Below are 24,586 nucleotides of genomic sequence, written 5' to 3'. Positions count from 1 at the left end.
CGACTCTAGGCACCTTCGACCGGTTCAGGGCTAACGGGGTTAACCAGCATGGCAAAAATCGGAATTATCGGCAGCAAGGGCCGCATGGGACAGGCGCTGGCCGAGGCGATCGCGCAGGCGGGCCACAGCCATGCCGGCGGTGCCGACCAGGGAGACGACATCGGTGCGCTGGTCGCGGCGAGCGATGTGCTGGTCGATTTTTCCTCGCCGGCGGCGCTGCAGGCAACGCTTGATGCCTGCACCGCGGCGGGCAAGCCCGTGGTGATCGGCACCACCGGACTGGAAGACGCGCATCATGCCGCCATTGACGAAGCCGCAAAGCGGATCGCCGTGCTGCAGACCGGCAACACCTCGCTCGGCGTCAACATGCTGGCGGCGCTGGTCGAGCAGGCAGCGTCCCGGCTCGGCGACGACTGGGATATCGAGATTCTCGAAATGCACCACCGCCACAAGGTCGACGCGCCCAGCGGCACTGCCAAGTTGCTCGGCCAGGCCGTGGCGCGCGGCCGCAGCATCGATCTCGCGGCCAACAGCGAAAGCGGCCGCGACGGCATCACCGGCGCCCGCGCTCGCGGCGCGATCGGCTTTGCGGCGCTGCGCGGCGGATCGGTCGCCGGCGACCATATGGTGATCCTGGCCGGCGACGAGGAACGCATCGAACTCAGCCACCGCGCGGAAAATAGAATGATCTTTGCGCGCGGTGCGGTGAAGGCGGCGGGATGGCTGGTTGGGCAGAAGGCTGGTCGCTACGGGATGGACGGGGTTTTGGGGTTTTAGATTTTGCGGCCGGGAATAGGAACTGTCACGCTGACTCGGACTGGACCGTTGTAGGTTGGGTAGGCGACCAAGGTAATTTGGTCAGAATATCTCTCTGGATGAGCCATGCACATCAAAATGCCTGAGGACAAAAGTTGTAGCCCTCGCTGACAATTCACCCCACCCTCTTCTCCCGCAACGCCGACCGCGCTGCATCCGCCAGAAACCCCGACCGATTTTTCGCCACCCGGTCGATGGCGGCGACCAACCCTTCGTCAAGGGTGATATTGATCCGCACCGCTTTGCCCGGCCGTTCGGCCCGGACAAGGATGCGCGCCGCTTCCTCGACCTCCGGATCGTTCGGAATTGTGTCGAGCGGAGAGGGCGCAGCAAGGCTGTCGCCATATTCGGCGGATACGACCAGATGACCGGTGAGTGCCTCTTCGGCATTTTCCGCCGCCTCCTGTTCGGTCGCGCCAAAGGACGTGCAGCCCGGCAGGTCCGGAAAGAACACGGCGAAACCGCCGGTCGCGCGTTCGAGTATGGCGGGATAATAGATGCTGGCCAATCTTGCTTCCTTCCTATCGATTTCTCAAATCCACGCCGCTCTGGCGCTCGATGCTTTTCAATGTGCCAATCGGCAGATCGGATTTCGGGTGCGGCACCGTTACCGTGCCCGGGCGATCCGGATGCCGCAGATGCTTGTGACTGCCGCTCTGCCTGACCTCCTGCCAGCCGGCACGCTTCAGGCGCTTCAAGACCTTCCGGCTCCGCATCCATTCGCTTGGACAGTTGATAAATGATGTGTATCTATACACACTATAGGCGAAACTTCAACCAAGGATCTTTGCCGGGCAAATCGCCAGTAAAGCGCCTTCATTGATCGATGGTTGGCAAGATTCGGCAGTCCTGCCCCTTGAGGGCGAAGCCGCAAGAAAGCGCTGTCCTACACCCCTGTCCATCGGTTATTGTAGACGCCGCTCCCGCGACAGGCGCGGAGCCGGCTCTTTGACAATTTAATACAGGATGGCGTTTGGGGGAAACCGCGTCTATGGCGAAAAATTCGGAAGGTCACACTCGGCGCTCCGTTGGCAACCCGAAAAGACCGAAAAACCGGGGCTTGCAGGCAAAGGTCACGGAAATGAAAAGGAAGCGATTGTGTCAGGAACGCTGGTCAGACGCTTGAGCCTTGCGGCTGTTCCCATGGGCCTAGCCGCGTTCAGCTGCCGGGCAAACGGGCCTGAAATGAGCTTTCGTTCGGCGCGGGCACGGGGCGCAGGTCCATGGCAATCCGCCTTGGCTTGATGCCACCCGCGTCGCTACCGGTGCGGATGATCCGCGGCACCATCGATTCGGGCGCGGCGGCGACCGCTCCGACATCAATCGGCGCATCATCGGCCACCGACCGATCTGCGTGCTCGGCCGCTCCGGCATTCCCGCCCGCGTCACCGCCGAAATTCTCCTCGTTCCACGCCTGCAGCCGCTCCAGCCGGAGCCGATCGCGCTTGCGGGCCGGTTCCTCGGGCGCCAGAATCCGGACACCCTGTTGGTAACTGCCGATTTCAATGCTGGCATCGGCATATTGTGCCGCGGGCGCCTGCGTCGCTTTGACCGACGGCCTGGCAAAGGCATTCTGTCCGAGAGCGTAGCGCTCGACCGGATCGGCGGGTGCCTGGGAGGAGAGCCTGGGGTGCATGGATTGTTCGGTGACATGGCCGAGCGCCAGACCCGACAGGCAGGCGAGCGAAAGACCGATCGTGGCGCAGGAGAAAATTTCTGTCCATGGTGTCTGTCGATATCCCATGAACCCAGTACGCCCCGCTTGCCGATCGGTTCCCGCCCGGCGAGCGCCATCGCGCGGCACCGGTATCACGCGCCGCTTGCCAAGCCGGCATGTGCGCCATAGATCGGCAGCATGGATTTTGATGACCAGCTGCAGCGCTATTTTGGCACCACCGACCTCGCCGCGATCCAGCCGGAGGCGATGAACGCCGGGATCGAGCATATGCGGGTCGACTTCGGGCTGGAAACGGATCGCGGCCGGCGCTTTGCCTTGTGGGCGGTGCTCTACATGCTCGGCACCCATCTCGATCTGGAGAAGGCGTTCAAGGATCCCGCCGACCGGGACTCGGCACGCGACTTCATGGATCTGATGGACCGGATGCAGGACTGAGGCGGCATGAAGAAAGCCGATATCTTCGAATTTTATTCCCGCCTCGCCGCCGACAATCCGGCGCCGGAGACCGAGCTGGCCTATGGCAACACCTACCAGCTGGTGGTCGCGGTGGCGCTGTCGGCGCAGTCGACCGATATCGGCGTCAACAAGGCGACCCGCCGGCTGTTCGCCGAGGTGAAGACACCGCAGCAGATGGTCGATCTCGGGCTCGAGGGGCTGAAGGAGCATATCAAGACGATCGGCCTCTACAACACCAAGGCGAAGAATGTGATCGCGCTGTCGGAGATGCTGATCGCCGACTTTGGCGGCGCGGTGCCGGCGGACCGCGACGAGCTGGTCAAGCTGCCCGGGGTCGGGCGCAAGACCGCCAATGTCGTGATGAACTGCGCCTTTGGCGCGGAGACCTTCGCCGTCGACACCCATATCTTCCGGGTCGGCAACCGCACCGGCCTGGCGCCCGGCAAGACCGTGCTGGCGGTGGAGAAGAAGCTGGAGAAGCAGACCCCGGCGCCGTTCCGGGTCCACGCCCATCACTGGCTGATCCTGCACGGCCGCTATATCTGCAAGGCGCGCAAGCCCGAATGCTGGCGCTGCCCGGTCGCCGACCTGTGCCGCTACAGGAAGAAGACGCCAGCGCCCTGAAGCGAATCCTTGCCGGTCATTCAGATTTGCGACATCATGGATATGGTACGGATCGGGACGATCTATCAATCAGCGGAGAAAAATCATGCGCATTCTTGCTCCTCTCATGATCGGTGCGGTTCTTGTCACCGGCGGCTGCACGGCACTCGGCAGCGATATTGCCAGCAGCGCCCCGGTCGCAAGCGATCCTGGCGTCCGGACCGTGGGCGAACCGAAAAGCTGCATCCAGCGTTCCAGCATCCGCTCGACCGACGTGATCGACGACAGCACCATCGATTTCCGGATGAACAACGGCGACATCTACCGCAACCGCCTGCCCCAGAAATGCAACGGGCTGGGCTTCGAGGAAGCCTTTTCCTACGAGACCTCGACCAGCCAGCTGTGCAATGTCGATATCATCCGGGTCCTCGACCAGACCGCCGGCCGGCTCGACACGCGCGGCGCCTGCGGGCTGGGCCAGTTCCAGCAGATCGAGAAGATTCCGCAGGACCGCGAGCCCCGCTGATCGGCGGCCGGTCGACGGCGGATCGATAGGCCAATATTTTGATTGGCAATGCGGCACAACCGCTGCTACACGCCCGTTCGGCGATATTCGCCCCGGCACCCGTAGCTCAGCTGGATAGAGCGCTGCCCTCCGAAGGCAGAGGTCACAGATTCGAATTCTGTCGGGTGCACCATTATTTCAATGACTTAAGGACATCACTTTTCCCTTGTATGTAATACGTATGGAAAACGTAGTGTGGGATTGTCATTAGATCGTTGGCAGCAAAGTCACTTCGCCTCGAGAAAATATTCGCTTTTGTTGGGTTGAATTTCCAGTTCGCAATCCGCCGTAAGCCTAAAAATAGGCCGATGCGATTTTTGACGGGGCGGTGGTATTTTCCACGAATTTTCCACAATGGTCTTTACGCTATGCAGCGGTGTCCTTCTTGACTTCAGGACAACCGAAATATTTTTTAATTTTCTTTGGTGTCTGAATGGAAGTGCAGATACCTTTGGTAATTCGAAGAAAAGTTTGACCGTTCACATCCTCTTTGGGGATAAAAAGTTTCGCGGCCACACCGTTTTCCAATGATGATCCATCCACAATTTGGGCCTTGCGATAAAATACGTAAGACTCTTTGTTTAAGAACGAATGCTCATGCGCCTGCACTGTGCACGCCGGATCACAAAGATTGTTAATCTTACTGCAAATGGATACTATCAACTGGCGCCCTTCCTGGTCGAGATCAGTGCAGATAACGTATAAATGCATGCGGCCGGGGTCATGCGAAGGCCCAGACGGCATGAGTACCGCCCCTTTTTTATTCAGGGATTGCATTTGTGCTAAGCAAGCTGTGAAAGAAGGCGTGACACTTTATTATTATTTTCAACAAGCGCCGCTTGCTCAGCCGGGCTATCGATTCCAACCATAGCCATTATTCGCTCAAGGGGAATCGGAGTAGAACTACCTTTAGGGTCCTCCCACTCAGGCACATTGGCCTTTTCGTGCGTCCAATCACGGAGTACCCATTTTCCCATCGAACCGAATTTTGACCATACGGCATCAAGGCATTGAATGTCAGCTTCGCTTAACTCATCCAAGTCATCCTCATCGATCCCTGCTTTAACGGCAAGCTGATGATTTGCGCAGTCTTCAAGGAATGTCGACCAGCCGCAAGCGTCAAGATCGTGTTCGCCATTTATGTGCGAATAGGTTTGCGAATTGACCGGGCCATGGGGCATGGACGAGCGCCGCTCATCCAGTATTGGCGCGCCAAACTTTGCAATGCTCTCTCTGTCAGCGAGATAAACCAATTTGATCGCCTTGATAACGTCTAGCGTCCTGTCAGGCGCTTTGCAGGCCAAGTGAGCGATGACTTGCGCCGCTTTCACTGGGTTATACATTTGATTCTCCTAGAACGCATATTTGCGTTTAATTGACCGTGTATATATGCTTTCCTAATTAAAAATGCACTAAGTTTCATGGCGCGCTCCCCATCGTCTAATTGTGGGAAGTCCAATTAGTTTTACACGCTGTGATAAAACCAAAATTTACCCAGTTTGCTTTAATGGACCGAAAACTGAGAACTTACTGCTGCTGTTATTGCATGCAGCGCCCATAGCACCAAAATTCGCTACTCGAACTGTCGCGCTTGCCAAGGCTAGAAGCCTATTTTGTCTCTCGACGTTCGCGGGTCCTACCCGGCAAATGTGCGCGCACTAAGCGCTGGTTAACCCCATTTTTTGCGAGAGTGTCGGGAAGTGTTTATAGTTTCAGTTACAAGTTTCAGTTTAAGACCATAAAATTCAAACTATGCGCTGGACCCCAAAATCGCTAAGCCTTGATCTTGCAAGGGGATTTCGATGCGGCTCGGCTGGGATGAAATTAAGCGGCGTGCAAAAGCGTTCAGCGAAGAATGGCAGGACGCTCATTATGAAAAGGGTGAAACCCAGACCTTCTACAATGAATTTTTCGAACTGTTTGGAATCAAGCGCAGGCAAGTTGCGATCTATGAACAGAGGGTAAAGCTGCTTTCAAAGAAGCATGGCTTCATCGATCTTTTCTGGCCAGGGACAATGCTGGTCGAACAAAAAAGCAGCAATCTGGACCTCGACAAAGCGCGCGGACAGGCGCTTGATTACGTCGAAGGGGTACATCCTACCGACCAGCCCAGATGGGTGCTGACTTGTGATTTCCAGCGTTGGCGCTTGCTTGATCTGGAAACCGGCCAGGAACTCAAATTCCACCTGAAGGACCTGCACAAGCATATTGCAGCGTTCGATTTCATGCTGGGCCGCAAGGTCAGCTTCGAGACGCAAGCAGGGGTGACGATCAAGGCAGCAGAGCTCATGGGCAAGCTCCACGATGCTTTGGAGGAATCGGGCTATGTCGGCTACGATCTGGAGCAATTGCTGGTTCGGCTGCTGTTTTGCCTATTTGCCGACGATACGGGGATATTTCAACCGAAGGACATTTTCCTTCAACTGGTCGAAAATGACACAAAGCCCGATGGCAGCAATGTTGGCCGGGTGCTGAATGATTTGTTCGACGTGCTCGACATGCCTGAGAATGCGCGGCAGACCACGCTTCAGGACGAACTCAATGCCTTTCCCTATGTGAATGGCCGCCTGTTCGCGGGACGGCTCAGGACACCGCATTTCAATACTATCATGCGCGAACATCTGCTGGATGCGGCGCGGCACGATTGGTCCGGCGTTTCGCCGGCCATTTTCGGCTCGCTGTTTCAGTCGGTGATGGATGCGAAGGAGCGGCGCGCCAAGGGCGCACATTACACCAGCGAGGACAATATCCTGAAGGTCATCGGCCCGCTGTTTCTGGATGATCTAAAGGCGGAACTAAAGGGCATCATCAAGCGCAAGACCGCGCGGGATAAAGAACTGGCAAAGTTTCAGAACAAGCTGACCCGGCTGACCTTTTTCGATCCTGCCTGCGGCTGCGGCAATTTCCTCGTTATCGCCTATCGCGAAATCCGGCGGCTGGAACTGGAGGCGCTGAAGGCGCAATATGGCGACCAGTCGATTGACGCGGCGCTGCTGTCGCGCGTCACGGTCGATCAATTCTACGGCATCGAATATGAGGAATTCCCCGCCCGCATCGCCGAAGTGGCAATGTGGATGATGGATCATATCGCCAATAATGAAATCAATGAGGCATTTCGGCTGAACTATGCCCGCATCCCGCTAAAAGACAGCGCGCATATCCTGCATGGCGACGCGCTGGAAGCTGATTGGAGCGCGCTGTTGCCGATGGAGCGCTGCAGCCACATCATGGGCAACCCGCCCTTTGTCGGGGCCAAGTTCCAGACGCAGGAACAGCGGGTCCAGGTTCGACGCATCGCTGCGCTGGGGGGTAGCGGTGGAACACTCGACTATGTCGCGGCATGGTTCCTAAAGGCGGGGCAATATCTGCAAGCCAACCGGCGCATCCGCGTGGCATTCGTTGCCACCAATTCGATTTGTCAGGGCGAACAGGTGGCGCAGCTCTGGCCGATCCTGTTTGACCGGCACGGGCTGGAAATTGTCTTCGCGCACCGCACCTTCAACTGGTTCAGCGAAGCGCGCGGCAAGGCCCATGTCCATGTCGTTATCATCGGGCTTGCGCATCATGACCATGAACCAGCCGAAAAGCGGCTGTTTTCCTATCCGGACATCAAGGGCGACCCGGTGGAGACCCGGCACCCCGGGCTGACCGCCTATTTATTCGATGCCAAGGGCGTGGCGAACCGGCATCTGGTCGTGAAAGAAGAAAGCAGGCCAATCAACAGTGCGGGCAAAGTGGTAATCGGTTCAAAACCAATTGATGGTGGACACTACATCTTCAATGCTAAGGAACGCAGCGATTTTCTTGCCAAGGAGCCAGGCGCTGCAAAGTTCCTCCATCCATACGTCGGAAGCCAAGAGTTCATCAACGGCGGCGACAGATCGATCTTGTATCTGGCAAAAGCAGCGCCAAATGAGATTAGACAACTGCCATTGACCGTCGAAAGGATAGCCCGCGTCCGTGAAGCGAGGAAAGCTAGCAAGAGCACTGGAACCCAAGCTCTCGCACTGGAGCCGACCCGCTTTCATGTCACAGTCGTTCCGGAGAATCCTTATTTGGTGATCCCCGAAGTAAGCTCGGAGCGTCGCGAATATGTGCCCTTAGGTTGGCTCAAACCCCCCACTATTCCCAGCAACCTTGTTCGCATCCTCGAAAATGCCAGCCTCTTTGACTTCGCCATCCTCACCAGCCGTGCACATATGGCGTGGCTCGCTCACATTGGTGGACGACTTGAAAGTCGATTTCGCTACTCGATTGGCCTTGTCTACAACACTTTCCCATGGCCCGACGCCTCACCCGCCCAACGCTCCAAAATAGGGGCGCTGGCGCAAGCCGTGCTCGATGCCCGCGCCGCCCATCCCACCTCCAGCCTGGCCGACCTCTATGATCCCGATACAATGCCCTCCAATCTGCGCAAGGCCCACGCCGCGCTGGATACCGCCGTCGACAAGCTCTACCGCCCCGCACCCTTCGCTACCGACCGCGACCGGGTCGAACATCTGTTCGGTCGCTATGAGGCGCTGGTAAACCCGCTCGAGCGGCTGGGAGTAGCAAAGAACAAGCGGGTGGCGAGGAAAATGAAGGCGGAGGAGGAGTGAATGAGGCGTTTCTTGCTAATTGGCTTGGGAGTTGCGCTCCCCTGCATAGTCAACGCACAGGAGTTGACCCTTAAACATTCTCCTGAGCTTGGGGTTGAAACTGTGGTTCCAGCCGGAGGAGAAGTTTACTCTTTCACTCGAGTTTACACGCTAGATGGTGCTCGTCTCGAAGCCGACTCCGGTCCCGGTTCTTACCTCCGTGGCCGATCAATTTCTGTTGGGACAGAACTGGTGTCAGTTGGGACCAAGGCTGCATTCAAGGCCTGTGTGCCAATAAAGGGAACGTTCGAACCGGATGGGCCATGTTTTCTCGATGACGATGGAGACGGCCGGTTCGATCGTCAGGCGACCAACGATTACAATCTCGCTCAACGTCTGAAGATCCCCGTTCCGTACTCCCGCTTACCGATCTCGGTCTACAGGGAAGACAGCCTTAGGAGGGTTTTCCTTTTCCAAGGAGCGACGCAGGACAGCCTCCGATTTTCTTATCGAGAATTCTCCGCCGGACTCGCCCGACCGGCGTTCACGGAGGAGCTCACTATCCAGCTCGCCGAATTTCCGCTCATGATTCAATTAAAGGATATTCAACTCATGGTCCTGAGGGTCGACGGAATGGGTATGCGATATAAAGTGGTCCGTGCAAACTGATCACCGCAATTACTTTCAGTTTAGCAGAGTTCCTCAGTCCGGCGTGAAGCACGGTAATTTAAAAGGCTGCGTCCAAATCGGCTTTCGTTTCCTACCTCGCAGTTTTTACACCGCTTTCCTCACTCAGTGCTATGGCAAGATGAACGCCAAACGAAGCAGGTAAGATCGTATGTGCAACCAGAACATCAATGAGGAGTTCAATGCTTCCTGAAACACGAGTTTTCCGCTGGCAAATGGCGACACTTGAGATTCTTGCTCGGTCCCTTAGATAATCGCGGCAGGCGCCATCATCCTCACGACCAACGCGCAGATAGTGAAGCGTCGATGCTGCCCGCGGGGTGCTGCCCCGACGGCAATATGTTCTTGACAAACACAATGATAGCGTTAGCTTTTGCGTGTGGCTGACCTTCTGGGAATCCACATTTCCGCTCAGTATGAGCGCTGCAATGAGAGAAGACCGAGCGATTAGACGCCTGGCCTTCTTAAAAGAGTGCCAGCGCATCAAACACTCGGCTGCTCCAATGGAATTTGTCGATGGACAACTGTGTCTACCGTTTCGGCCTTCATCACGCGACTCACTCGCGGGGGTTCTTTCGGCCCATCACGAGTTACGATGTAACAACGTACAGCGAAGCGTCATTCGCATGTTCGCAGCGCCGCAACATCGAGCGGGATCTCCGCACGTTGATCGATGCCTGCCGTCGGCAACTGGTTTATTCGTCCGAATTGCTGCATCCTTCCGCTCCTCTCCCCGCTTATTTGCATATGACGGCCAGCCTGGACCGAATGATTATCCATTGGGACCGTATTGGCGCTTTCTACCGGCGTCATTACTTCGACCCGCAGCTGGACTTTTTCGACTGCCATAGCTTGCGCGAAGATCGCCGATGGAAGGACTTCATCGATACCCACTGCACCGAGCCCTTCACCAGCCGGCCCGAATGGACACGGTCGCTCCTCGAAGGTGCCGACATCATCCCGAAAATACCTCAATCAACCAGCATCCCGATCGAGGAGCTGTTCGAAGCCATCCTCGCATATCTTGAAGGAAATGATCATGAACTCGACGACCTCTTCTAACGCCGTCTCTTGCATCCTCAATGCTGCCGTCTTTGCCGCAGAAAAACACCGATCCTGTCGGCGGAAAGACTCAGACGCGACACCTTACATCAATCACCCGCTCCGGGTCGCTCAGATTTTAACTGAAAGCGAAATCGACGACACAGACGTTCTCGCAGCCGCACTCCTCCACGACACCATCGAGGATACCAAGACGACGTACGAAGAGCTCGTCGAACGCTTTGGACCAGCGGTGGCGAGCCTTGTGGCAGAAGTCACCGACGATAAGAGCCTTGAGAAACGCGAGCGTAAGGATCTGCAGGTTCAAAGCGCGCCGCACAAATCCGATGGCGCGAAGCTCATCAAGCTGGCCGACAAAGCCTCAAACCTCGAGGACCTGATTGATCACCCTCCCGCTTGGCCGGCTGAGCGCATTGCGGAATATAGGCGATGGGCAGGCCTGGTGGCCGATGGCTGCCGAGGCGTGAACGTAGCGCTTGATCACCGTATAGCAAAGCTCTGCGGCATTGGAGGAGAAGGAAAAACCTATGGGCGAAGCTAACCCCGAGCGTGTACCGTCAGTTTCTCTACAAAGAGCAGGAAGGAGGATGGTACCCCCTCAGCCTCCTGCGGCAAAGCAATCTGGCGACGGCAGGGCAGCGTATAGCTGCAGCATTATGGAAGGACATCGCAGGTCCGCTGGGCATTGGCTGATTCCTCCCAACGGCGGCGGACCTGGTTGACCTTTCGATGTAGCGACCCTAAAATATTCGTTACGACTGCTAAGAGTCGCAGAGGAGAAGACCATGCGCAAATCAACCGTGATTATATCCGCCCTGATCGGCCTGGGAATGGCAACGCCGGCGCACGCGAAAGCGAAGTTGGTCTCCGAGTGGTTTGAAAACGGCAGCCAGATGTGCAAATATGACGATGGCACCATTCTGAACGTCGGCGGGGGACGCTGCCCGACCTCGATCGGTTAAACAGGAGAGGCCTTGGCTGAATGGTTAGGCACCGGTTTTCCATCCCTTTCAAATGAGTTCTATTTTCCAAGGCTGCTTCGGATTACCCTCGTTGCCCAACTGGATAGGGCAAGACTCTTCTAAGTTTTCAGGTGCACGTTCGAGTCCTGCTGGAGGTGTCATGGGGATTGCTTTCGCCTTCATGCGTCTCGCAGTTCCTTCAGCAACCTGCGGGCTTCTGCTCTAAGGCTCCGAGCCTCCTTGGTCTCGCCGCCGTGCCTGTAGCTGCCGTTAGCCTTGCCTCTCGGCGCTCCGGCTCTTGCGCCGTGAAATCGGCAGCGTGCCTTCCCCGTCTCGGCCGGGGCGCGGCAGGGCTTCCCTGCCCGGTTCTTCGCTCCACAAAGCTTGGCGTTTGTCAGGAGATGCGGCGCCGCGTCCTTGGGATTGGTTTGCATTTTCGACCAATCCCCCCTGGTCGTCGTGATAATGGACATGCTGGTGCGTCTCCTTTGTTACGTGTACGGATTGCCTGGTCGTTCGCACTTTGCCCTTGAGCGCCTGCATCGTTTCGCATTGTACCGCGAAAGTCCGTGCGAGCTTGGAGACCAGCGCAGCATCCTTTTCCATGACAGTATGTCCGCGATTGAGCGCTTGCTCGCTTAGCTTCATCACCATCAGGTGAGTGGCAGCCATTTGAGCCGCCAAGGCAGCCTGAGCGGAATTCTCCGGCTGGTGGTCGGACACCAGCGCCAACAATGCGTTCCAAGTGGTCTCGTTCTCTCTCCAAACTTGCCGGTCCGCATCCCACGATTGCGGGCAAAGTGCCGCCAGTTGCCGAAGGAACGTCTGCAAGAGCGACGTCGAGCGGGTTCCGAATGCCTGGGTTAGTTGAAGCTGCCATAGATTGTCGTCGCTATGCGGTGACTGCACCTGCCAGCTATCGCCCTGTTCCTCCGTCACCACGCCCGGGGATAACGGCAGGCTTCTCACAAATGCTTCCGCCTCTGCTTCAGTTTGCTTCAAGTTCGCCGGTGGATCAGGTTTCTTGCGGTTTTTGCGACTCCGCTTTCTACCACCCTCGACGTAAAGCCTCCGCAGTTCGACGTCGCTAACAGGACGCGCCATTTAGGTCTCCAGTTCTTTCTGCAGTTGAGTTCTCGGTCGGAGGGCAAACGGACATGCCTTAAGCATTTGTCCGTGTCCGCCCGCCCTATTCCTTCCGTTTCTGGGCCCGGACAAATCCGGAGATTGTCCGGTCAAGTCCGCTGTGTCCGCTTGGCTTCGATGGCATCAATTATCTCGGGACGGTCGGTCAAATAGAGGTCGTCGCGGACAGTCACACCGCACATCAATCTCAGTCCGTATAGTCCGTGAAGTCCGTGATATGGCATTATCATTCTACAGGCTTCACTCAATCCCTTCCTCATGCGCGCACGCTTTGCGATAAATATCGGAATTCTCTCGTTTTTCTTAGTTAAAGGACAATGGAAAATCACGGACTTCACGGACTTCTTGGACTGGATCACCATGATCGCGCCTCCAAAGCGAGCTTTTCCGCTGCAGCGATCGCATCGCGAACGGTCAGTTTATTTTGCGCATAGATGACAACATTTTTCCCGGCCACTTTCCATCGCCCGTCCACGGTCGTCGGGCAATGGACAGAACTGTACCCGCATTTTTCAAGACGATTTGGAACCGTGCGCGCATTGCGCCGATCTTTCAGCCATCCTGAAAAAGAGCTGTCCGCAGAATGGATAATATCAGCGATCGTTGTAGCTGTCGGCCACCTCATCTTTTCCAAGGTGTCGGCGAACTCCGCGTCCTCGGGCGATTGATTACTCGATACGATTTCCCAAAACGCTGGTGTCTTGCGTGGCGGTGCTTTGGGATCGAAGCCGGATAGGTCCAGTGTTCGCAGATATTGCGCCACGTGCCCGGTGCCTCCTGCCTGGTACCATGCATAAAGCCCGGTCCAATAATCCGCTGCAAAATCATCGCGGCCAAGGTCAGACCATGCGACATAATGCCGGCGATCATCGGGCGGCAAATAGAGCCCATCGCTTTTGTGATTGGACGTAATGATGACGCCGCAAACATTGAACACGGAGTATTCGCGCAAATGCTTTTCATCGACGCGGAGCACGTCTGGCGGTGCCGCAGTATAGGTTTTCATATGGTCGTAAAAGGCGAAGCGGTCCACGTCTCCCAGGTCGCGGGCCTCGCTCACTCGCAGGATTACAGATTTCACAAAGCCGTTGAACCTGCCGAGTAGGTGCTGCGGCGATACTTCGGTGAAGTTCCACGGCCCGATCGCGGCCTTGACCGGCTCCAGGATGGTGTCTTTGCCGATACCTTGCGCACCGCCCAAGAGAATTGCATGATTGATTTTTTCCTCTGGACGCTGGACGCGGTGTGCAAGCCAGTTGATCAGGTGCTCTGCATCGTCGGGATAGACTCGTTGGATATGGTCAATCCAGCACCCGGCCTTCTTCGCGTCACCGGAGCATTTAGAAGGCGGTCGATACAGGTTGAAGACATGGCAGGCTCGCCGATCGATCCAGCCGCCGTCTGAAATTAGTTTATCTGTGACGACTTGCGGCAAACCCGGGGCCCATGTCATTTGCTCAACAGGTCGATTCTGGTCAAGCCACTGATTTGCAGCCAGCTTGACCCGTTTGCCCTTTTTGTCGAGTAGCGGCTTGCCCTCCTTGTCGAATAGCGGCATCGGAGGGATCCGCGAATTGACGCTGGCGGCTGGCCACATTTCGCCACTCGGCATGAATACGTAGGAGTGCGCCGGCATATACGCCCGGAAGTCATCTAGTCGGACCCCCTCAAGCATCTCTGGCTCGTTCCTGGCGGCATTCAAATTCAGTAGGCAGCCATCGGCACCCCTGGTTTTTAAAGGAATGATTTCGTACGGCAGATGACCAAAAGGATCGTCCGGTATCTCTTCACCAAGGGCTTTCAAATCACGCTGCATTTCGGAAAGCCTCCCTTGCCCTGATTTCAGGAAAATATGCGGGCTTCATCAGTGCGCCGCGCAATTGCCGGGCAATATGGGGATCTGCGATTATGGAGTTGATCCGCAATAGCTGCCGGATTTCCGGCGCATCCCAGTTCAATATGCAAAGACCGGCCGCGCTGCTGCGGAGCCAATCAAGAGGCGTTGCATCAATCGATAGCGGTTCATCTTGCCAGCTATTGGCTGCAACCGCATCAGGATTGAGCGCCCATGCCGATCCGGTGCGCCATAGCCAGTTTTGCGGTTCAATTGTGCGCCAAGCAACAATATCGATCAGCACGTCGTCATCATAAACAGGTTGCAGGATATAGGGTGTATCGCCGCCAGGTTGAAATATGCCGCCGCCGATACTTTCGCAGTTCATAACGCCAAACGGGACTTGAACGGCACCCAACGCGGCAATCGTGCAGCTGGTGACGCCTAGCGCCCTGATCCGGTCCAAATGAGCCTGCTTGACGCCCCTGCAGGCGTTTTCGATCTCTTTTATCAAGTCGCGTTGCTTCATGCAGCGTGCCCCCCTGTTGGCCAATAAAAGGGCTCCACCTCTTCATAGCGTTCCAGGTCAAGGGCGTTTTGATCCCAACGCTCTTCTGCCTCATCCCGCCATGCTGAAAATATTGCGCTGCATGGCCTCCACCGTGTCATGTGTACGTCGCAGGTGAACCAGTGGTCAGACCCTACATTGCGATGAAAGAATTCCCGCTGGCAATCGCCGCGTTCGTTTGAACCGGGGCCGTAGCAGACCGGACAAAGCCCGAAAGAGTCGTCCGGCATTGTGTGACTGCTATCAGGTAGAACGCTGGCGCGCCCGGTGTGATGCTCGCCCCAGGTTTCAGCGGCCCGGCGTCGGCGCGCATCATCCAAACTTATGATATTGTCATAATCCAACATCATGCCAGCCCTCCGAATGCTATGCTCGCTACAATCGCCGCGAGTTCCGGGCGAATGCCGTGCTCGGCGATTAAGTGTTGAGCGCGGTACGTGGAAAGTGTAATGATCTCTTGCAAACAGGCACCAACTTGATTGCATGAGACCCCGGCGTTCGACCCCGCTGGGGTTTCGTTTGTTTGGGGCATGGATCAGTCCTCCCCTGAATATTTGGGAAGGCTTGCTAGGAATTCTTCGAGGTCTCTTACCCGCAGAAGTGTTCGCCGCCCTGCCTTTAATGCAATGAGATCGCGGCGCTTCAATGCAACATATAGCGCACTGCGCGACAACCCCGTGATCCTGACTGCGTCGGGGATAGTAACTGTTAGAGGTTGCATGCTATACTCCCACACGTATTCGTCTAAGCGCGTTTACCGAGACGTTGTGGGACGTTGCTCTCATATAAGATTTTTGGACGCGATTTTAAAACCCAAAATTCGAAAATGCTATTTCAGGAGCATCGCAACCCTGCGATTCACCACGATGGCAACGTCGACACTGCGGGCAAGAGAAATGCTGGCCTTAAACGTCTCCAGTTCAGCTTGAATAGTATTACGCGCTTCCAGATACTGGCCACTAGCGGAAGCAAATAGTTTATAATACCAGTCCATTATCGTGCCCGGCCGGCGGTCAGAGAGGCTGACGACCTTGGCTTTCGCTTGGTTGATGTTCTGGACATTAGGGTGACACTCTTTAAGGATCACTAGGGCCAATATGATGGGCCCCCATTCGGCAACTTTGGGACTGGGCTTCAAATGGCGGACAGTTGACGAAGGCTTCAGCCAATTTGGAGGCAATCCAACTTCTAAGGCCAATATATTTGTTATGATTTGGTGTAGTCCATCAAGTGGGCGAGGCGCGCTCTGAAGCATGGGCATTACTGCCAGCATTTCATATATTGTCGCCAGATAGGCCGCGACACTTTTCCTTGCTAGCGTGATTGCCTGCTCGTCTATCTCGTCCGATCGATCTCTCTTGAGATCTGCCTCGTAGCTCAGGGCGCTCGCCATATGTTCGTTGGCGTCGAACAGCTTCTCACAAAGTAGTGTCGCCCACCGATCCGGTTCCATCCCAAAAAATAGCGCCTCGACGTCCTCCGGTCTGTACAGCTTATCTAAATTCCCAAGCTTTGCCTCTTCGTCGCCCATCACTTTTCGCTCCCAGTATAAAGCGCCAACGTTCCGAGCGCTTTTACCGCAGCATCGCTCGCCAAGTGACCATAATGACGCTCAATCATCTCGGCGCTGGTGCCCGAAATTTGCGCGATGGTAAGCAACGGAAGCCCGGCGCTCACAAGATCGGTAATCGTGCTGTGTCTAAGAGTGTAGGCGGTTGCTTCACCCGGCAAGCCTGCCGCTTTGACGGCAGCGGCAATAGGATGCTTCCACGTTTCCTTGTCCCATGCCTTCCCATTGGCGCGCGTGAACAGCGGAGCGCCCGGCAGCTTGTTCTTGGCCTGAGCGGAAAGCAGCTTTGCGGCCTCGGCTGGCAACTGAATGCGCCGGGGCTTGCCGGTCTTGTCCTTTCCGATGGTTAATTCCGCCGTGCGCTTGTCAAAGTCGCCAGCAGTAAGTCCTGCCAGCGCACCGGGTCGCAACGGCAACATGCAGAGCGCCCGGACAAAGGGTGCGGCTTCCGCATCGACACTTGCCAACAGATTCCGGCGCTGGCTGCGATCAAGGTAGAGGGTGCGCCGTCCGTTGGCATTGGGAATGGCCTTCAACGCCTCTTGCCAAGCTGCCTCGCTATTGGGCGCGCCGGGTGACACAACTTTGGCCAAGGCCGCCCGCAATACCGCCATATCCCGGTTGACGGTGGAAGCCGCGCGCTTGCGATGGACTGCCTCGCCTTCCTTGCGACGGCTCACGAGCGCCGGTTGCGCCTCCAGCCGTTCGCGCCATTCCTTCACATGGCGACGGCGGAGCTTTTCCAACTTCACCTTGGCAATCAAATCGGAATAGACATATCGCCGGAAGCGGTGCTCCGCCTCCGGGCGGGTTTTGGCGTAATCCTGGCAGGCATCAGCAACGGTTTCGATCTTGGCGCGGACTTCTCCGCCCGACTCCACCAGTTCCGCCATTGCTTCGGTCGCCTTTTTGGCCGCAGCAAACATTTCGTTGCCAGCCAGCGTTCCGAAGTCACCAAGGGACTTAACGCGATACTTGCCGGAATCTTCATCGTAAGCGCGGGCAATCCATGTTCCTTTGCCGCCCTTCTTGGATGGACGAAAGCCGACAAAGCATCCGGCCCGAAGCCTCTGCCAATGTGGTTCACGTTGTGCTTTAAGCCGTTCCCGTAATCCCACTTTGCTTAAATCCAAAGCCATAGCCGACGGCCCCTTTACCATTCGTATGCAATCAGTATGGAATACAATACCGGACAAAACGGGACAACGCAACACGATAAAGCCTGCTTTTCTGGCGTTCGTACTGTCCGAGCATGTCCCTGATTGTCGTTAGTCTCTGCACTCCGAAGGCAGAGGCCACAAGTTCGAATCTTGTCGGGTGCACCAATTTTCTCCCATCTCTTGGTCCGCACCCCGTCCGCCCACTGATGATTTTCCGGCCTGATCCAGCAGACCGGCGGTCGCCGGGTCGCCGCTGAATCACTGTCCCTATCCTGCCAGGCCGGCTCCCTTGAGGAAGAACTCGGTACGCAGCGCCAGGCTTTCGAGCGATGGCTGACCCGCGGTGCCGTGGCTGATTGCCTCGGTCTGCAGATCGAGAATGATCAGGCCCAGGAAAATTTCGGCGAGCATCTCGGGCTCGCCATCCATCGCGATTCCCGCCTTGCTCCAGGCAACGAAAATCCGCTCGAGCGCCTCCCTCGTGCACATCGCGGTCGTCTCGAAGAATCGCTGGGCAAAGGCCGGGTCTTCTATGCTGCGCGCGATGACGATCCGAACAAGAGCGACTTCGTCCGGGTCCAGAAACCGCCGGTTCAGTTCCGTGGCGATCTGACGCAGCGTCTCGGCGGGGGGCGCATTGGCCGCGGCTATCTCGCGAATGATATTCTCGCCCGAACCGACCTGTTCGAAAACCACCGCTTCCAGCAGGCCTTCCTTGTTGCCGAACAGCTTGTAGACCGTGGCCAGCGATCCGCCGGCCCGATCGACGATATGGCCCAGCGTTGTGCGCTCGAAGCCCTGCTCGACGAACAGCTGGTGAGCCGCTTCGATGATGGCGCGGCGGCGGCGGTCAAGCCGGGCGAGATCGGGTTCGATTTTTTTCATCGGCGCTCTGGTTGCACAAATAGCACTTGCGCGCCACATGTGTAATACTTATTACACTACCGCACCTGCACAATATTCTCAGAAAGTCCGCTCCCGATGCGTCATCTAGCCGGCCTGCTTGCTAGCCTAATGTTGATTTCCTGCGCTGCGGAGCAAGAAACGCCTGCTCCACAGCCGATCCCCGTCAAAACCGTCACGATCGCCAGCGAGATAATCCCCAATGTTGTCGAACTGCCGGGGCGGGTGGAGCCGGTGCGGGAAGCGGAGGTGCGCGCGCGGGTGACGGGCATCGTGCAGCAGCGCCTTTATGAGGAAGGCACCGACGTCGCCGCAGGTCAGCCGCTGTTCCGTATCGATCCACGCGAACTGCGCGCCAGTTCTGCGCAGATTGAAGCCAGCCTCGACCGGGCCCGCGCCACCGCGGCCAATGCCCGCGCCGTCGTCAACCGCTATCGTCCGCTGGTGGAAGAAAACGCGATCAGCGGCCAGGAATTTGACGCCGCGGTCGCCGCCTCCCGCGAAGCCGCGGCCAATGTCGCTCAGATCCGGGCGCAGCTCGAATCGGCTTCGCTGCAACTCGGCTACACCACGGTGCGGGCGCCAATTTCCGGTCGTGTTGGCCGCGCCCAGGTAACCGAAGGCGCGCTGGTGAGCCAGACCGAAGCCACGCTGATGACCAAGATAGAGCAGATCTCTCCGGTCTACGTCAGCTTCGCCCAGTCTGCGAGCGATGTGCTCGCCATTCGCCGTGCGATCAGCGCGGGGGAACTGGATCTGGGCGAAAACGACAAGGTCGAGGTCAGGCTGACATTCACCGACGGCACCGAATACCCGATCCCCGGCTATATCGACTTTCTCGCATTTTCTGTCGATCAGGATACCGGTACCATCGAACTGCGCGCCGAATTCCCCAATCCCACCGGACTTCTGCTGCCCGGGGAATTCGTGCGCGCGCAGATCTATGCCGGCCGGATAAGCGGCGGAATCGCCGTTCCGCAGCGCGCGGTCACCGTGAACGAGAAGGGTGGATCGGTGTTCGTAATGACCCGCAAGGGGCTTGCCGAACTGCGTCCAGTGAAGCTCGGCGCGATGGTCGACGGACGCTGGCTGATCGAAGGCGGGTTGCGACCGGGGGACGTAGTCATCGTCAGCAATCTGCAGAAGATCCGTCCCGGCCTGCCCGTGACCCGAGCCAACACGAAAACCGGTCGCCCGGCCCGCCCCAAGGCTCCTGCCACCGGGGGCAAGTAACCGATGGCACGTTTCTTCATCGACAGACCGATCTTCGCCTGGGTGATTTCGATCGGCATCCTGCTGGCCGGGATCATCGCACTGCGCGCCTTGCCGATCGAACAATATCCGCAGGTCGCGCCCCCCTCGCTCACCATCAGCGTGGTCTATCCGGGCGCCGATGCCGAGACGCTGGAACAGAATGTCACCCAGGTGATCGAGCAGCAACTCAACGGCGTCGAGGGTTTTCTCTACATGTCGTCGAGCAGCGCTTCGAATGGCACCGCTTCGATCACGCTGACCTTCGAGGCCGGCACCGATGTCGATGTCGCGCAAACCGAGGTGCAGAACCGTCTCGGCACGGTCGAGGCGCGGTTGCCCGAGGAAGTCCGGCGCCAGGGCATCACCGTGCGGCAGGCCAACGAGGGCTTCCTGATGATCATCGCCCTGACCTCGGAAAGCGGCAATCTCTCGACCACCGATCTCGGCGCCATCGCTTCCAACCAGGTGGTGGACGAGCTTCGCCGGGTCGCCGGCGTCGGCGATGTCACGCTGTTCGGTTCGCAGTACGCGATGCGCATCTGGCTGGATCCTGACGCCCTCGCCTCCTACCGGCTGTCGCCGAGCGATGTGCTCGGCGCGATCCGCGAGCAGAATAGCCAGACCGCCGGCGGCGCGATCGGTACGCTGCCGATCGTCGATGGCCAGCAGATCAACGCCACCATTTCCACCGAGGGCCGATTCACCACGGTCGAGGAATTCGAGAACATCATCCTGCGGGCCAGTTCGGGCGCTGCCGTTGTCCGGCTGGGCGAGGTGGCACGCGTGGAAATTGGCGCACAAAGCTACGCCACGTCGACGACGCTCAATGACCAGCCGATGGCGGGGATGGCGGTCCAGCTTGCCACCGGCGCCAATGCGCTGGCTGCGGCGGAAGGCATTCGCGCGCGGATGGACGAAATCCAGGGAGGACTTCCGGCGGACATTACATGGTCCGTTCCCTATGATACCACGCCCTTCGTCCAGGCGTCCGTTGACGAGGTGATTGTCACCCTGATCGAAGCCATGGTGCTGGTCTTCCTCGTCATGTTCCTTTTTCTGCAGAATTGGCGCGCGACGCTGATCCCGACCCTCGTCGTGCCGATCGCGCTCGCCGGCGCGTGCCTTGGGCTGTGGCTGTTCGGCTTTTCGATCAACGTGCTGTCGCTGTTCGGCATGGTGCTGGCGATCGGCATCCTGGTCGACGACGCGATCGTGGTGATCGAGAATGTCGAGCGGATCATGCGCGAGGAAGGGCTCTCTCCGCTGGAGGCCACCCGCAAGGCAATGGACCAGATCACCAGCGCCATCATCGGCATCACGCTGGTGCTGATCGCGGTCTTCATCCCGATGGCCTTCTTCCCCGGTTCAACCGGGGGAATCTATCGCCAGTTTTCGGTGACGCTCGCGATCTCCATCTTCTTCTCGGCCCTGCTCGCGCTCTCGCTGACACCAGCCTTGTGCGCCACGTTCCTCAAACCCGTCTCACCCGATCCGGACGAACGTGACCCGGAGACGATGCCACCCGAGGCCCACGAGCAGCGCACGGGCTGGCGCGGACGGATCGATCGGCTCGGCAACCTGTCGGCTCGCGGCTTCGCCCGCTTCAATCAATGGTTCGCCAATATGACGGGCAAATACGGACGGGCCAACGATGCACTGCTGTCGCGCCCGCTCCGAACCTTTGCGATCTTCGTTGCGCTCGCCTTGGTTACGCTGCTGCTGTTCATGCGACTGCCGACCGCGTTTTTGCCGAGCGAGGATCAGGGCTTTCTGATCACTGCGGTCCAGGCACCTCCTGGGGCCACGGTCGAGCGCACCAACGAGGCGCTGAAGCCGATCACCAGCTACTGGCTGGCGCAGGACGAGGTCGAGAGCCTGGTCGTGATTCGCGGATTCAGCTTCTTCGGTCAGGGCCAGAACAACGCGCTGATGTTTGCCTCCTTCAAATCATGGGACGAACGCAGCGGCGACGAAAGCGGGGCCGAGGCGATGCTCGGGCGCGCCATGGGCACGTTCTCGCAGGTTGATGGAGCCACCGCCTTCGTGATCCAGCCACCTGCAATCCAGTCGCTCGGCCAGGCCAGCGGCTTCACGCTCAAGCTGCAGGATCGCGGCGGGCTGGGCCGCGACGCGCTGATCAGCGCTCGCGACCAATTGCTCGGCATGGCCTCGCAAAGCCCGGCAATCGCCAACCTGCGACCTGAGGACCAGGGGGCGAGCCCCGAACTCAAGGTTACCATCAACCGCGTCCAGGCGCGCGCGCTGGGGCTCTCGCTGGCCGAGGTCAACACGGCGCTGTCGATCAATTTCGGCTCGGCCTACGCCAATGACTTCAACCGCGAGGGCCGTGTGCTGCAGGTTCTGGTCCAGGCCGATGCGCCCTACCGGATGCAGCCCGACGACGTGCTGGCGCTGCGCGTTCCCAACCAGCAGGGGGAACTTGTCCCCTTTGGCGCATTTGCAGAGGTCGAATGGTCCGCCGCACCCGGTAGCCTGTCGCGCTACAACGGCTATCCGGCGATGACGCTTTCGGGGATGGCAGCACCGGGGAAGTCGTCTGGCGCTGCGCTCGCCGCGATGGAGCAGCTCGCCAGCCAGCTGCCGCAGGGCATCGGCTATGAGTGGACCGGCATCTCCTTCGAGGAGAAGCAGGCCGGGGGTCAGATCTCGCTCCTGCTCGGCCTGTCGCTGGTCCTTGTCTTCCTGGTGCTCGCGGCGCTGTACGAAAGCTGGACAATCCCGCTTGCGGTGCTGCTGATAGTGCCGATGGGCGTGCTGGGGGCGGTGCTGTTCTCGATGCTGCGCGGTCTGTCGGCGGACGTCTATTTCAACGTCGGCTTGATCACCATCATCGGTCTGGCCGCCAAGAACGCGATCCTGATCGTGGAATTTGCAATCGAGGAGGAAGAGCGCGGTAAATCCATTGCCGAGGCGGTCAAGACCGCGGCGCGGCTTCGCCTGCGGCCAATCATCATGACCTCGCTCGCCTTTTCGATGGGCATGGTCCCGCTGGTACTGTCGAGCGGCGCGGGCGCGGCGAGCCGGATCGCGGTCGGCACCGGCGTGATGGGCGGGATGATCGCGGCGACCGCGATCGGCATCTTCATCATTCCCGCGCTTTACCTGCTGGTCCGTCAGCGTCTGGCCCGCGGCGCGCCGGTTTCCAGGGATCACCACAGCGAGCAGACCGACGCTTTGCCCGGCGAGTCCATTTCCCGAGAGGACCCTGCCCGATGAAACGGATCATGGCCCTGACGCTGCTCGGCACCGCCCTCACCGGCTGCGCCAATCTGGCACCCGATGCGGAATTGCGCGGACTGCCCGTGGCACCCGCCTTTCCCGAACTGCTTGATCCCCATGGCGAAACCGTTGCGGCGCAGCTGTCCTATGGCGAATGGTTTGCCGACCCGCGGCTGGAAGCGCTGGTTGCCAACGCGCTCGCCAACAACCGTGACCTGATGGCCGCCACGGCCCGGATCGAGCAGGCACGCGCGCAGTATCGTATTCAGGACAGCCGCCAGCTGCCTGCCGTCGTCGCCAGTGCCAACGCGACCCGCAGCCGGCAGGCAGCAGGCGCCGCGCCGATCGGCGGAGCGGGTGGCAATGCCGGAGCTGCGACCTTCAACCGCTTCGATGTCGGCGTCGGTATCAGCGCGTTCGAACTCGATTTCTGGGGCCGCCTGGCAAATTTGAGCGAGGCCGCCCGCGCCCAGTATCTCGCCACCGTCGCGGCCCAGCGCGCCTTCTACCTGTCGCTGATCGCCGACACCGCGACCACCTATTATGAGATCGTCGAGACAGAGGAGCAGATCGCGCTGGCGCAGGCCACTGCCGAGAGCCGGCAGGAAGGGCTACGGATCGCGGGGCTGCGGCTCGACGCCGGCGTCACCTCGGCGCTGCCGTTCGGCCAGGCCGAAACGCTGCTCACCCAGGCCCGGCAGCAACTGGCTGCCGAGCGCCTGGCGTTGGCGCAACTGCGCAACCAGCTTGCCGTGCTGGTTGGCGGCACGGAATCGCCAAGCCTGCCCGCCGGGCTTCCGCTCGCCGCGCAGGGAAGCGAAGTGCGTCTCGCGGCCGGCCTGCCTTCCGACCTGCTGCTGGTCCGCCCGGACATCATAGCTGCCGAAGAGGAATTGCGTGCCGCGCGCGCCAATATCGGCGCCGCCCGCGCTGCCTTTTTCCCGAGCATCTCGCTCACCGGCAACGCCGGCCTGTCGTCCGCCAGCCTGTCCGGGCTGTTCGGTTCCGATGGACTGGGCTGGAGCTTCGGCCCTTCGATCAGCCTTCCAATTTTTGACGCCGGTGCGCGACGCGCCGATCTCGATCTGGCCGAGGCGCGCGCGGTCGAGCAAGTCGCCAATTATGACCGCACGGTGCAGAGCGCCTTCCGGGAAGTGGCCGATGCGCTGGCCGGCCGCCGTTACCTCGCCGAACAGGTTGTTACGCTCGAGACCGGCGTCGCCGCGCAGGAACGGATCGCGCGCATCGCGCGGCTGCGCTATCGCGAAGGCGTCGCCGACTATCTCGAGGTGCTCGATGCGGAGCGCAACCTGTTTGCCGCACAGCAGCAATTGCTCGCCACCCGTCGCGCCTGGCTGCAGAACCGCGCGACCTTGTTCGTCGCCTTGGGCGGAGGCTTCGAACAGGCTGCACCCGCTCCATAGGCGGCATCAGCAGGGGCCGGTCCGGTTCCGATCTCCATAACCACGACAGCGGCTGATTGGCGCCGCAGCACGATGGCACGC

The 24,586-nt window shown here is 58.7% G+C and carries 24 protein-coding genes and 1 tRNA gene; 13 read left to right on the top strand and 12 right to left on the bottom strand.

Annotation, left to right across the window (positions count from 1 at the left end):
- The first annotated feature begins 48 nt into the window (after positions 1-48).
- A complete protein-coding gene (gene dapB / locus V7650_RS05120; protein WP_335655168.1) occupies positions 49-777 on the top strand; it encodes a 4-hydroxy-tetrahydrodipicolinate reductase in 729 nt (242 codons plus the stop codon).
- Positions 778-931: 154 nt separating this feature from the next.
- On the opposite strand, the gene V7650_RS05115 is transcribed toward dapB, so the two are convergent.
- The 3 genes from V7650_RS05115 to V7650_RS05105 all read right to left on the bottom strand — a co-directional run bounded on the left by V7650_RS05115 (position 932) and on the right by V7650_RS05105 (position 2,560).
- Positions 932-1,324 (bottom strand): type II toxin-antitoxin system HicB family antitoxin, encoded by a 393-nt coding sequence (locus V7650_RS05115; RefSeq protein ID WP_335655167.1) that lies wholly within the window; start codon positions 1,322-1,324, stop codon positions 932-934.
- 13 nt (positions 1,325-1,337) lie between these two features.
- The gene (locus V7650_RS05110) at positions 1,338-1,514 is read right to left on the bottom strand and encodes a type II toxin-antitoxin system HicA family toxin (protein ID WP_335655166.1); all 177 of its coding nucleotides are present in this window, start codon (positions 1,512-1,514) and stop codon (positions 1,338-1,340) included.
- A 461-nt stretch (positions 1,515-1,975) separates the two neighbouring features.
- The gene (locus V7650_RS05105; protein WP_335655165.1) at positions 1,976-2,560 is read right to left on the bottom strand and encodes a hypothetical protein; all 585 of its coding nucleotides are present in this window, start codon (positions 2,558-2,560) and stop codon (positions 1,976-1,978) included.
- Positions 2,561-2,671: 111 nt separating this feature from the next.
- Between V7650_RS05105 and V7650_RS05100 the strand changes: the two genes are divergently transcribed.
- The 4 genes from V7650_RS05100 (at position 2,672) to V7650_RS05085 (ending at position 4,251) form a co-directional block, all read left to right on the top strand.
- On the top strand, positions 2,672-2,929 hold the full coding sequence (locus tag V7650_RS05100; RefSeq protein ID WP_335655164.1) for a hypothetical protein: 258 nt from the start codon (positions 2,672-2,674) through the stop codon (positions 2,927-2,929).
- Positions 2,930-2,935: 6 nt separating this feature from the next.
- Positions 2,936-3,574 carry an endonuclease III gene (nth, locus tag V7650_RS05095; protein ID WP_335655163.1) on the top strand — a complete coding sequence of 213 codons (639 nt, stop codon included), beginning with the start codon at positions 2,936-2,938 and terminating at the stop codon, positions 3,572-3,574.
- Positions 3,575-3,659: 85 nt separating this feature from the next.
- Positions 3,660-4,079 carry a hypothetical protein gene (locus V7650_RS05090; protein ID WP_335655162.1) on the top strand — a complete coding sequence of 140 codons (420 nt, stop codon included), beginning with the start codon at positions 3,660-3,662 and terminating at the stop codon, positions 4,077-4,079.
- Between the two features lie 95 nt (positions 4,080-4,174).
- Positions 4,175-4,251: transfer RNA gene (locus V7650_RS05085), tRNA-Arg, on the top strand.
- 233 nt (positions 4,252-4,484) lie between these two features.
- On the opposite strand, the gene V7650_RS05080 is transcribed toward V7650_RS05085, so the two are convergent.
- Both V7650_RS05080 and V7650_RS05075 read right to left on the bottom strand, forming a co-directional pair.
- On the bottom strand, positions 4,485-4,895 hold the full coding sequence (locus V7650_RS05080; protein WP_335655161.1) for a hypothetical protein: 411 nt from the start codon (positions 4,893-4,895) through the stop codon (positions 4,485-4,487).
- Positions 4,896-4,900: 5 nt separating this feature from the next.
- On the bottom strand, positions 4,901-5,461 hold the full coding sequence (locus tag V7650_RS05075) for a Panacea domain-containing protein (RefSeq protein ID WP_335655160.1): 561 nt from the start codon (positions 5,459-5,461) through the stop codon (positions 4,901-4,903).
- A gap of 459 nt (positions 5,462-5,920) precedes the next feature.
- On the opposite strand from V7650_RS05075, the gene V7650_RS05070 reads away from it, so the two are divergent.
- The 5 genes from V7650_RS05070 to V7650_RS05050 all read left to right on the top strand — a co-directional run bounded on the left by V7650_RS05070 (position 5,921) and on the right by V7650_RS05050 (position 11,406).
- Entirely contained in the window at positions 5,921-8,716 is a 2,796-nt protein-coding gene (locus tag V7650_RS05070) for a DNA methyltransferase (protein ID WP_335655159.1), read from the top strand.
- Entirely contained in the window at positions 8,717-9,364 is a 648-nt protein-coding gene (locus V7650_RS05065) for a hypothetical protein (RefSeq protein WP_335655158.1), read from the top strand.
- A 534-nt stretch (positions 9,365-9,898) separates the two neighbouring features.
- The gene (locus V7650_RS05060; protein ID WP_335655157.1) at positions 9,899-10,444 is read left to right on the top strand and encodes a hypothetical protein; all 546 of its coding nucleotides are present in this window, start codon (positions 9,899-9,901) and stop codon (positions 10,442-10,444) included.
- Complete coding sequence (locus V7650_RS05055; protein WP_335655156.1) at positions 10,422-10,985, top strand: HD domain-containing protein; 564 nt, start codon at positions 10,422-10,424, stop codon at positions 10,983-10,985. Before V7650_RS05060 ends, V7650_RS05055 begins: the two co-directional genes overlap by 23 nt.
- Positions 10,986-11,229: 244 nt before the next feature.
- Entirely contained in the window at positions 11,230-11,406 is a 177-nt protein-coding gene (locus V7650_RS05050) for a hypothetical protein (protein ID WP_335655155.1), read from the top strand.
- 179 nt (positions 11,407-11,585) lie between these two features.
- Here the strand turns inward: V7650_RS05050 and V7650_RS18195 are convergent, their stop codons facing one another.
- The 7 genes from V7650_RS18195 to V7650_RS05015 all read right to left on the bottom strand — a co-directional run bounded on the left by V7650_RS18195 (position 11,586) and on the right by V7650_RS05015 (position 18,569).
- Positions 11,586-11,840, bottom strand: coding sequence for an HGGxSTG domain-containing protein (locus V7650_RS18195; RefSeq protein WP_442955263.1), 255 nt, complete (start codon positions 11,838-11,840; stop codon positions 11,586-11,588).
- Positions 11,841-12,907: 1,067 nt separating this feature from the next.
- Positions 12,908-14,368, bottom strand: a complete 1,461-nt coding sequence (locus tag V7650_RS05040; RefSeq protein ID WP_335655153.1) for a primase-helicase family protein — start codon at positions 14,366-14,368, stop codon at positions 12,908-12,910.
- Positions 14,358-14,915 carry a hypothetical protein gene (locus V7650_RS05035; RefSeq protein ID WP_335655152.1) on the bottom strand — a complete coding sequence of 186 codons (558 nt, stop codon included), beginning with the start codon at positions 14,913-14,915 and terminating at the stop codon, positions 14,358-14,360. The genes V7650_RS05040 and V7650_RS05035 overlap by 11 nt, the downstream gene beginning before the upstream one ends.
- Before the next feature lie 574 nt (positions 14,916-15,489).
- Positions 15,490-15,675, bottom strand: a complete 186-nt coding sequence (locus V7650_RS05030) for a helix-turn-helix domain-containing protein (protein WP_335655151.1) — start codon at positions 15,673-15,675, stop codon at positions 15,490-15,492.
- A 108-nt stretch (positions 15,676-15,783) separates the two neighbouring features.
- Positions 15,784-16,485, bottom strand: coding sequence for a hypothetical protein (locus V7650_RS05025; RefSeq protein ID WP_335655150.1), 702 nt, complete (start codon positions 16,483-16,485; stop codon positions 15,784-15,786).
- Entirely contained in the window at positions 16,485-17,663 is a 1,179-nt protein-coding gene (locus tag V7650_RS05020) for a tyrosine-type recombinase/integrase (RefSeq protein ID WP_335655149.1), read from the bottom strand. Before V7650_RS05020 ends, V7650_RS05025 begins: the two co-directional genes overlap by 1 nt.
- A gap of 288 nt (positions 17,664-17,951) precedes the next feature.
- Positions 17,952-18,569, bottom strand: coding sequence for a TetR/AcrR family transcriptional regulator (locus V7650_RS05015; protein ID WP_335655148.1), 618 nt, complete (start codon positions 18,567-18,569; stop codon positions 17,952-17,954).
- Positions 18,570-18,698: 129 nt separating this feature from the next.
- Between V7650_RS05015 and V7650_RS05010 the strand changes: the two genes are divergently transcribed.
- From V7650_RS05010 to V7650_RS05000, 3 genes are read left to right on the top strand one after another with little or no spacing between them, the layout of a single operon-like run.
- The gene (locus V7650_RS05010) at positions 18,699-19,820 is read left to right on the top strand and encodes an efflux RND transporter periplasmic adaptor subunit (protein ID WP_335655147.1); all 1,122 of its coding nucleotides are present in this window, start codon (positions 18,699-18,701) and stop codon (positions 19,818-19,820) included.
- Positions 19,821-19,823: 3 nt separating this feature from the next.
- Positions 19,824-23,078 carry a multidrug efflux RND transporter permease subunit gene (locus V7650_RS05005; protein WP_335655146.1) on the top strand — a complete coding sequence of 1,085 codons (3,255 nt, stop codon included), beginning with the start codon at positions 19,824-19,826 and terminating at the stop codon, positions 23,076-23,078.
- On the top strand, positions 23,075-24,505 hold the full coding sequence (locus V7650_RS05000; protein WP_335655145.1) for an efflux transporter outer membrane subunit: 1,431 nt from the start codon (positions 23,075-23,077) through the stop codon (positions 24,503-24,505). Before V7650_RS05005 ends, V7650_RS05000 begins: the two co-directional genes overlap by 4 nt.
- The last annotated feature ends 81 nt before the right edge of the window (positions 24,506-24,586 follow it).

Origin of the sequence: Parasphingorhabdus sp. (assembly GCF_036964565.1) — a bacterium.
Lineage (GTDB): Bacteria > Pseudomonadota > Alphaproteobacteria > Sphingomonadales > Sphingomonadaceae > Parasphingorhabdus.
This window is presented reverse-complemented; position numbering and strand designations above follow the sequence as displayed.

Bases quoted from the DNA above. Each gene is read 5' to 3' on its own strand.
- dapB (WP_335655168.1), top strand. From the start codon at position 49: ATGGCAAAAATCGGAATTATCGGCAGCAAGGGCCGCATGGGACAGGCG.
- V7650_RS05105 (WP_335655165.1), bottom strand. From the start codon at position 2,560: ATGGGATATCGACAGACACCATGGACAGAAATTTTCTCCTGCGCCACG.
- V7650_RS05100 (WP_335655164.1), top strand. From the start codon at position 2,672: ATGGATTTTGATGACCAGCTGCAGCGCTATTTTGGCACCACCGACCTC.
- nth (WP_335655163.1), top strand. From the start codon at position 2,936: ATGAAGAAAGCCGATATCTTCGAATTTTATTCCCGCCTCGCCGCCGAC.
- V7650_RS05090 (WP_335655162.1), top strand. From the start codon at position 3,660: ATGCGCATTCTTGCTCCTCTCATGATCGGTGCGGTTCTTGTCACCGGC.
- V7650_RS05080 (WP_335655161.1), bottom strand. From the start codon at position 4,895: ATGCAATCCCTGAATAAAAAAGGGGCGGTACTCATGCCGTCTGGGCCT.
- V7650_RS05075 (WP_335655160.1), bottom strand. From the start codon at position 5,461: ATGTATAACCCAGTGAAAGCGGCGCAAGTCATCGCTCACTTGGCCTGC.
- V7650_RS05070 (WP_335655159.1), top strand. From the start codon at position 5,921: ATGCGGCTCGGCTGGGATGAAATTAAGCGGCGTGCAAAAGCGTTCAGC.
- V7650_RS05065 (WP_335655158.1), top strand. From the start codon at position 8,717: ATGAGGCGTTTCTTGCTAATTGGCTTGGGAGTTGCGCTCCCCTGCATA.
- V7650_RS05060 (WP_335655157.1), top strand. From the start codon at position 9,899: ATGGACAACTGTGTCTACCGTTTCGGCCTTCATCACGCGACTCACTCG.
- V7650_RS05055 (WP_335655156.1), top strand. From the start codon at position 10,422: ATGAACTCGACGACCTCTTCTAACGCCGTCTCTTGCATCCTCAATGCT.
- V7650_RS05050 (WP_335655155.1), top strand. From the start codon at position 11,230: ATGCGCAAATCAACCGTGATTATATCCGCCCTGATCGGCCTGGGAATG.
- V7650_RS18195 (WP_442955263.1), bottom strand. From the start codon at position 11,840: ATGCAAACCAATCCCAAGGACGCGGCGCCGCATCTCCTGACAAACGCC.
- V7650_RS05040 (WP_335655153.1), bottom strand. From the start codon at position 14,368: ATGCAGCGTGATTTGAAAGCCCTTGGTGAAGAGATACCGGACGATCCT.
- V7650_RS05035 (WP_335655152.1), bottom strand. From the start codon at position 14,915: ATGAAGCAACGCGACTTGATAAAAGAGATCGAAAACGCCTGCAGGGGC.
- V7650_RS05030 (WP_335655151.1), bottom strand. From the start codon at position 15,675: ATGCAACCTCTAACAGTTACTATCCCCGACGCAGTCAGGATCACGGGG.
- V7650_RS05025 (WP_335655150.1), bottom strand. From the start codon at position 16,485: ATGGGCGACGAAGAGGCAAAGCTTGGGAATTTAGATAAGCTGTACAGA.
- V7650_RS05020 (WP_335655149.1), bottom strand. From the start codon at position 17,663: ATGGCTTTGGATTTAAGCAAAGTGGGATTACGGGAACGGCTTAAAGCA.
- V7650_RS05015 (WP_335655148.1), bottom strand. From the start codon at position 18,569: ATGAAAAAAATCGAACCCGATCTCGCCCGGCTTGACCGCCGCCGCCGC.
- V7650_RS05010 (WP_335655147.1), top strand. From the start codon at position 18,699: ATGTTGATTTCCTGCGCTGCGGAGCAAGAAACGCCTGCTCCACAGCCG.
- V7650_RS05005 (WP_335655146.1), top strand. From the start codon at position 19,824: ATGGCACGTTTCTTCATCGACAGACCGATCTTCGCCTGGGTGATTTCG.
- V7650_RS05000 (WP_335655145.1), top strand. From the start codon at position 23,075: ATGAAACGGATCATGGCCCTGACGCTGCTCGGCACCGCCCTCACCGGC.